The 6,577-nt window shown below is 36.9% G+C and carries 7 protein-coding genes and 1 pseudogene; 6 read left to right on the forward strand and 2 right to left on the reverse strand.

The features are described 5' to 3' along the window. The 5 genes and pseudogenes from LACDD01_RS12175 to LACDD01_RS01640 form a co-directional block, all read left to right on the forward strand. Window positions 1–243: pseudogene (locus LACDD01_RS12175) on the forward strand (hypothetical protein); the annotation flags it as partial. Window positions 244–282: 39 nt separating this feature from the next. Continuing rightward, window positions 283–1,506 (forward strand): VOC family protein, encoded by a 1,224-nt coding sequence (locus LACDD01_RS01625; protein WP_061412993.1) that lies wholly within the window; start codon window positions 283–285, stop codon window positions 1,504–1,506. Then, window positions 1,493–2,086 carry a flavin reductase family protein gene (locus tag LACDD01_RS01630; RefSeq protein WP_061412995.1) on the forward strand — a complete coding sequence of 198 codons (594 nt, stop codon included), beginning with the start codon at window positions 1,493–1,495 and terminating at the stop codon, window positions 2,084–2,086. Before LACDD01_RS01625 ends, LACDD01_RS01630 begins: the two co-directional genes overlap by 14 nt. A 133-nt stretch (window positions 2,087–2,219) precedes the next feature. Beyond that, complete coding sequence (locus LACDD01_RS01635; protein WP_061412997.1) at window positions 2,220–2,645, forward strand: universal stress protein; 426 nt, start codon at window positions 2,220–2,222, stop codon at window positions 2,643–2,645. A 134-nt stretch (window positions 2,646–2,779) separates the two neighbouring features. Next, window positions 2,780–3,130, forward strand: a complete 351-nt coding sequence (locus LACDD01_RS01640; RefSeq protein ID WP_019292345.1) for a YxeA family protein — start codon at window positions 2,780–2,782, stop codon at window positions 3,128–3,130. Window positions 3,131–3,344: 214 nt separating this feature from the next. Here the strand turns inward: LACDD01_RS01640 and guaA are convergent, their stop codons facing one another. Both guaA and coaA read right to left on the reverse strand, forming a co-directional pair. Next, window positions 3,345–4,886 (reverse strand): glutamine-hydrolyzing GMP synthase, encoded by a 1,542-nt coding sequence (guaA, locus tag LACDD01_RS01645; protein ID WP_017370164.1) that lies wholly within the window; start codon window positions 4,884–4,886, stop codon window positions 3,345–3,347. 116 nt (window positions 4,887–5,002) lie between these two features. After that, window positions 5,003–5,923, reverse strand: a complete 921-nt coding sequence (gene coaA / locus LACDD01_RS01650) for a type I pantothenate kinase (protein WP_019292344.1) — start codon at window positions 5,921–5,923, stop codon at window positions 5,003–5,005. A 233-nt stretch (window positions 5,924–6,156) separates the two neighbouring features. Here coaA and LACDD01_RS01655 point away from each other — a divergent pair. Then, window positions 6,157–6,577 (forward strand): class I SAM-dependent methyltransferase (locus LACDD01_RS01655; RefSeq protein WP_061412998.1); only part of this gene is annotated, 421 nt, incomplete at its 3' end.

Consider the following 6,577-nt stretch of genomic DNA (forward strand, 5'->3'; position numbering starts at 1 on the left):
GTTACACGACACACTGACTTAAGAAACCAGGCCTCTAGGGTTGTTACTCTTTTAGAAAAAACGAAAAGTATCCCTATATCTGAAGACCAGGAGCTTTTTCAAAAAGGAATCGATACAATATCTTCTTATAAAAAAGCAGAAGTACTCAACGAGCTTCTTAAAAAGATAAAGCAAGAACAAGTGGCAGGAAGCTTAACAGAACTGTACTTTTGCCAGCTCCTCTTAAATTATTTTAAAATATAGAAAATGTGTCTCTGAAGAGAGGCATTTTTTTAATGCAAGTTGTTTGAAAATTATGTAAGACATGATATAATGAAAATAAGATTTACAACTGTAAACAATAGTTCAAGGAAAATAATTATGACAAAACTAAATTCGGAATTTGCACTGGGAGGGATACACCATGTTACGGCGATTACTTCAAGTGCCCAAAAGACCTATGATTTTTTTACAAATATTTTAGGACTGAGACTGGCAAAACTTACCGTTAATCAGGATGACTACGACGCCTATCACCTTTATTTTACGGATGAAGAGGGAAATCCTGGAACGGATATGACATTTTTTGATTTCCCTGGAATAGGTGCCGGTAGCCACGGTATCAATAGCATTGACCGTATTTCTTTTCGTGTTGCTCAAGATATATCTTTAGAATATTGGCATCAAAGATTTAAAGCGTCAGCTGTGCCACATGGTTTGGTGGCAGAGCGCTTTGGTAAAAAATATCTTGAGTTTGAGGATTTTGATGGTCAGCGGTACCAATTGATTTCCGACGAAAAAAATCAAGGTGTCCTTGCTCCAGGTAAACCTTGGCAACTTTCAAATGTAGAAGCTGAGCATGCTATTGTAGGCTTAGGACCTGTTTTCATTAAGCTCGCAGAAGTAAATATTATCCATCAATTGCTCGCAGAAGTTTTTGGATTTCGCAAGAGTGCTACTGAAAATAATTTCACTCTTTTTGAGGTAGCGAAGGGGGGCAATGGTGCTTCTATTATCATTGAGCAAGATAAAGAAGCACAGAGAGCATATCAAGGGTATGGGACGGTTCATCATGTCGCATTTCGTACAGCTAATCCTGATACCCTTAGATATTGGATTGAGCGTGTCAAATCTTATATGATGCCTCACTCGGGATTAGTAGAACGTTTTTATTTTTCCAGTGAATATGTAAATGTTGCACCCGGTGTGCTTTTCGAAATCGCTACAGATACTCCGGGTATTGCTGCCTTAGATATGGTACGATCCGGGCAAGCCAAGGTTGGTAGTTACGAAGAAGCGCTCGTAACCTCAGGCTTTTGGATAGATGAAACTTCAGACGAGGCAGGTCTCTCACTAAGTTTGCCTCCGCATCTCTTTCCAGGAGCAGAAGCGGAAAAGGCACGAACTGCAGCTGCTTTACGACGTTTGGATACGTCAGATGCATTTCGAGATAGAAAATTAGAACCACTGTGGACCATGGAAAAAATTAAAGAACGTCGTATAGGGAGAAAGAATGAAAGTATTTAAACCAGAAGATATGAGCAGTACTGATGCTTACAAATTAATTTCAGGACTCGTTATTCCAAGACCGATTGCATGGTTGACAACTCAAAATTCTACAGGGCTTGTCAACGCAGCGCCCTTTAGCTTTTTTAACGTCGTATCAAAAGATCCAGTCATTGTATCCATTGCTATGACAGAGATGAAAGATTCTGTTAGAAACCTTTTGGAAACAAAGGAAGGTGTCATCCATCTGGTTAATATGGATAATGTTGAAGCTATGAATCAAACATCAGCACCTCTCACTGCTACAGAAAGTGAAATTGAAAAATTCGACATTAAAATTACAGCATCAGAAGAAGTAAAAGTACCTGCTATAGAAAATGCTAAAGCCCGTTTAGAGGTTGTGCTCCATCAGCATATTCCAGTAGGAAAAACAAGCCAATTAATGCTCTTAGAAGTAAAAAATATTCTTATGGATGATTCTGTCATTGATGAGGAAAGACTCTATATTAAAGCGAAAGAACTTGATCCCGTTGCGCGCTTGTCAGGGAGAGCCTATACAAGCTTAGGTCATACATTTGAAATTACACGACCAACAAAGTAAGTGCTTCTAATTAAAGTAGAAACTAAATTTTTCTTTAATTTTCCAACCATATTATTATCTTTTTCTCTCTTTTTAATTTAAAATATAATTATAGAGGAATTAAATTGATAATTTTAGAAAAGGGAGGCTTTTTATGAGAGAAAAATACAAAAACATTTTGGTAGCTGTTGATGGTTCAGAACAATCTGACAAAGCAGTACGTGAAGCTGTAAAAATTGCAGCACGCAATGAAACATCGCTATTTGTTTTGAATGTCAAAGACGATGTGCGACTTTATGGTTCAGCTTATGGTGTACCACTTATCCTGGAAAATTTAGAAGAGCAATCACGGGCAATCATTGAAAGAGCTTCTGAAATTATCAAGAAACAGGTAGAGTTTAAGGCATATCGAGTGGAAGGTTCCCCCAAAAAAGAAATCGTAGATTTTGCTCAAGCAAATGATATTGATTTAATCGTTATTGGTGTTACTGGTAAAGGCGCCTTTGACCGTTTATTAGTTGGTTCTACAACAGCATATGTTATTGATCATGCGCGTTGTAACGTTATGGTTATCAAATAAGCAAAAAAGCTTTCCTCAGGAGAGCTTTTTTGCTTATAAAATTTTTTTCTGAATTCTGAGTCGTTTTCCTTAAAAAAAAGGGCGAAGCATTATATAATAGTTTTTACAGGAAAAATAAGTAAAAGGATTTTATAATGAAAAGAGTTGTATTTGGCCTGGTTGCAATTATTGTTTTAATAGTTGGAAATTCTGTATGGCACAATTCAGAGCATGGTGGCAAGAATTTATTCGTGAAAATTCAAGAAGATGAAAAAATTGAAATGAAAAAATCGGATAATGGTCATGTTACAAAATATAAATATTCCGTCATTGGATTTGATGAAAAAGGAAAATCGCAAGAAATAAAGCTTACGGCACAATATAGTTTAAAACATTATGACTATTTGAAAGTCGTAACCAATAAGAAAAAAGGCGTTTTGAGTTGGAAAGAAGTTAAAAAGCAAGAAATTCCTAAAAACCCCCTGTTCGAACTTGAAAAAGCTTAAGTTAACTTGCATTAATTCTTTGATAAAATAAAATTATTTAACACTTGCGATAACGCTTTCTTGATGTTATAATAGCAGTGTAAAAAATAATAAACTCTATCCCTCAGCAATAAGGTTGGGGGATTATTTTGTGCCAAATTTAACGATTCAGACAAAAGAAAAACCGCTCTGTTGAGCGATTTTTTATTTCTATTTTATTTGTTTTACCTAGGAATTATTCCCACTCAACAGTTGCAGGTGGTTTAGAGGTAATATCGTAGACGACGCGGTTGATATGATCCACTTCATTAACGATACGTACTGAAATTTTTTGTAAAACATCCCATGGAAGTTTGGCGAACTCTGCTGTCATACCATCGATAGAAGTGATGGCACGGATAGCGAGTGTATAGTCATAAGTACGAATATCGCCCATTACACCGACTGAACGAACGCCAGTATTAACAGTGAAATATTGCCATACATCACGGTCTAATCCAGCAGCAGCGATTTCTTCACGAAGAATAGCATCTGAATCACGGACGACCGCGATTTTCTCAGGTGTCAAGTCACCCATAACACGAATGGCAAGACCAGGTCCTGGGAATGGTTGACGCCATACAATCTCATCAGGCATACCAAGTTCTGTACCAAGGGCACGAACTTCGTCTTTGAAGAGAGTATTTAAAGGTTCAATCAATTCGAACTGCATATCTTCTGGCAAGCCGCCAACATTGTGATGTGATTTGATTGTTTGAGCAGTATCTGTTCCTGACTCGATGACATCTGTATAAAGGGTACCTTGAGCGAGGAATTTAACATCTTTAAGTTTAGAAGCTTCATCATCAAAGACGTAAACAAATTCGTTACCGATGATTTTACGTTTTTTCTCTGGATCAGACACACCAGCTAACTTATTCATGAAACGTTCTTCAGCATTAACACGGATAATATTTAAGCCGAATTTGTCTCCCAACATGTTCATCACTTGATCACCCTCGCCTTTACGAAGGAAACCATGGTCCACAAAGATTGAAGTCAATTGGTCACCGATAGCACGTTGTAAGAGCACACCAACTACAGATGAGTCTACACCACCAGAGAGACCAAGCAAGACTTTTTTGTCTCCCACTTGTTCACGGATTTTTTCAATTTGCATGTCAATGAAGCTCTCCATTGACCAATCACCTTTAGCGCCACAAATATTTAAAGCAAAGTTGCGAAGCATATCTGTTCCGTATACAGAGTGACGTACTTCAGGGTGGAATTGAATACCGTAAATGTTACGTTCTGTGTTTTCAACCGCTGCAAATGGGCTATTTGGAGAAGTAGCAACCACATGGAAGCCTTCAGGGATTTCAACAACACGGTCACCGTGGCTCATGAGAACATCTTGTGTTTCAGGAGTATGAGCGAAAAGTTCAGATTTTGCTTTAAGTTCGATAGGTGCAACACCATATTCGCTTTCAGAAGCACTCTCAACTTTACCACCTAATTTGTGACTAATCAGTTGCATACCATAGCAGATACCTAAAATAGGTAATCCAAGTTCGAAAATTTCAGGATCAATATCAAATGAACCCTCGTCGTAAACAGAGTTAGGACCCCCAGAAAGTACAATCCCCAAAGGGTTTATTTCACGGATTTCTTGAGCTGTGACTTTGTGACTCATCAGCTCTGAGAAAACACCGATTTCACGAATGCGACGCGCAATCAATTGATTATATTGACTACCATAGTCAAGAACGATAATTTTTTCAAGTTGTTTATCAGACAAGTGGGCCTCCTAAAAATTAATATTAAAATATTTTATCATAAAAGAACAGATTATAAAAACGTTTGATACAAAAATACAGCATTTTTAATTAAAGAGTAAATTAATGTTATGCTTTTTCAAAACTTTTTCAAATAAATTTTATCAATGTAATGATTCTCTGTTTTGTGTAAGATGACTTCCGCACGATTGCGAGTGGGCTCAATGTAGTCACGCAAATTAGGCAAATTTGTATTGGCCCAAGTCTGACGCGCTAGCTGCATCACTTCATCGTAAGGCATTTTTGTAAATTGGTGATAATAATTATTTGGATCATTTTCGGCAAGTTTGAGTAGACTGTCAAAACGCTCCAAATACCATCTTTCAATCACAGCTTCATCCGCATCGACATAAATAGAAAAATCATAAAAATCACTAACATACAGATGCTCGCTCTGTGGATTTTGGAGAACATTTATCCCTTCGACAATTAAGATATCAGGTTGATCAATTGTTTGAGTTTGATCTTTGAGTATATCGTAATTTTCGTGCGAATAAATCGGAATCTCACACGTTTCGCCGTTTTTTACGCGGTAAAGAAAGTTTAAGAGGTGCTCCATGTCATAACTTTCAGGGAATCCTTTACGGTCTAACATGTTTCGCTCTTCTAAAACGGCTGTAGGATAAAGAAAGCCATCGGTTGTCACAAGTTCTACGCTTAATTTTTTAAATTCACGGGATAAAAGAAGTTGAACAAGGCGAGCTGCAGTCGATTTTCCAACTGCAACAGAACCGGAGATTCCGATAATTAATGGCGGCGTTTTAACAATTTTTTGTAAAAATAAGCCTTTTGAAAAGCTTAAATCTTCAATATTTTTCTTATAGAGGCGGACCAGATAAATTAAAGGCAAGTATACATCGATAACGTCTTGGAGTGAAATTTCATCATTGAGTGAACGAATGGCATCGAGCTCCTTATTTGTCAAAGGCACGATTGAAGAAAGGTAGAGATTTTGCCACGTTTCTCGCGAAATTTCATCATAATTGATGAATTTATTCATAAAGATATTTTAGCATATTTTGCTTGTCGGCTGTGTTAAGAGACTTGTTTTAACAGCAAGATTAACTTTATAAAATTATCAAGAAAGCCCTAAACCTAAGCAGTATCCAAGCTAGGAAGCTCCGACTTGTTTGAAAAAACAAGATTAGAATGTAAGGGTTTTCTAATCCTTCCTCTCTATCTGTAAAGGTTTTCCCAGAAAAAATGAAATATTTTGTGATAAAATAAACTGTAATGGTAAAAACAAATATGTATTATGAAGACAATCGAGATTTAGCACATGACGTGCAGGAACTATCGGTTGAACTTTTAGGGCTTCCCCTCCACTTTCTGACAGATGCAGGTGTATTTTCTAAAAACGCTATTGATTACGGTTCACGTGTTTTACTGGATAATTTTCAACCAGAAGGAGCGAAGACTTTGCTCGATGTCGGTTGTGGTTATGGTACCCTAGCTTTAACTTTAGCAAAAAAATATGGCTTGAAAGCCACACTTGTAGATGTAAATAGCCGCGCCCTTGATTTAGCTAAGAAAAATGCAGATAAAAACAATATAAAAGTTGATAATATTTTTTTATCTAATATATATGATAATGTGGAACAAAGCTTTGATGCTATTATTTCGAATCCCCCTATTCGTGCGGGAAAAGAAGTGG

Origin of the sequence: Lactococcus sp. DD01, assembly GCF_001578715.1 — a bacterium.
Taxonomy (GTDB): domain Bacteria; phylum Bacillota; class Bacilli; order Lactobacillales; family Streptococcaceae; genus Lactococcus; species Lactococcus petauri.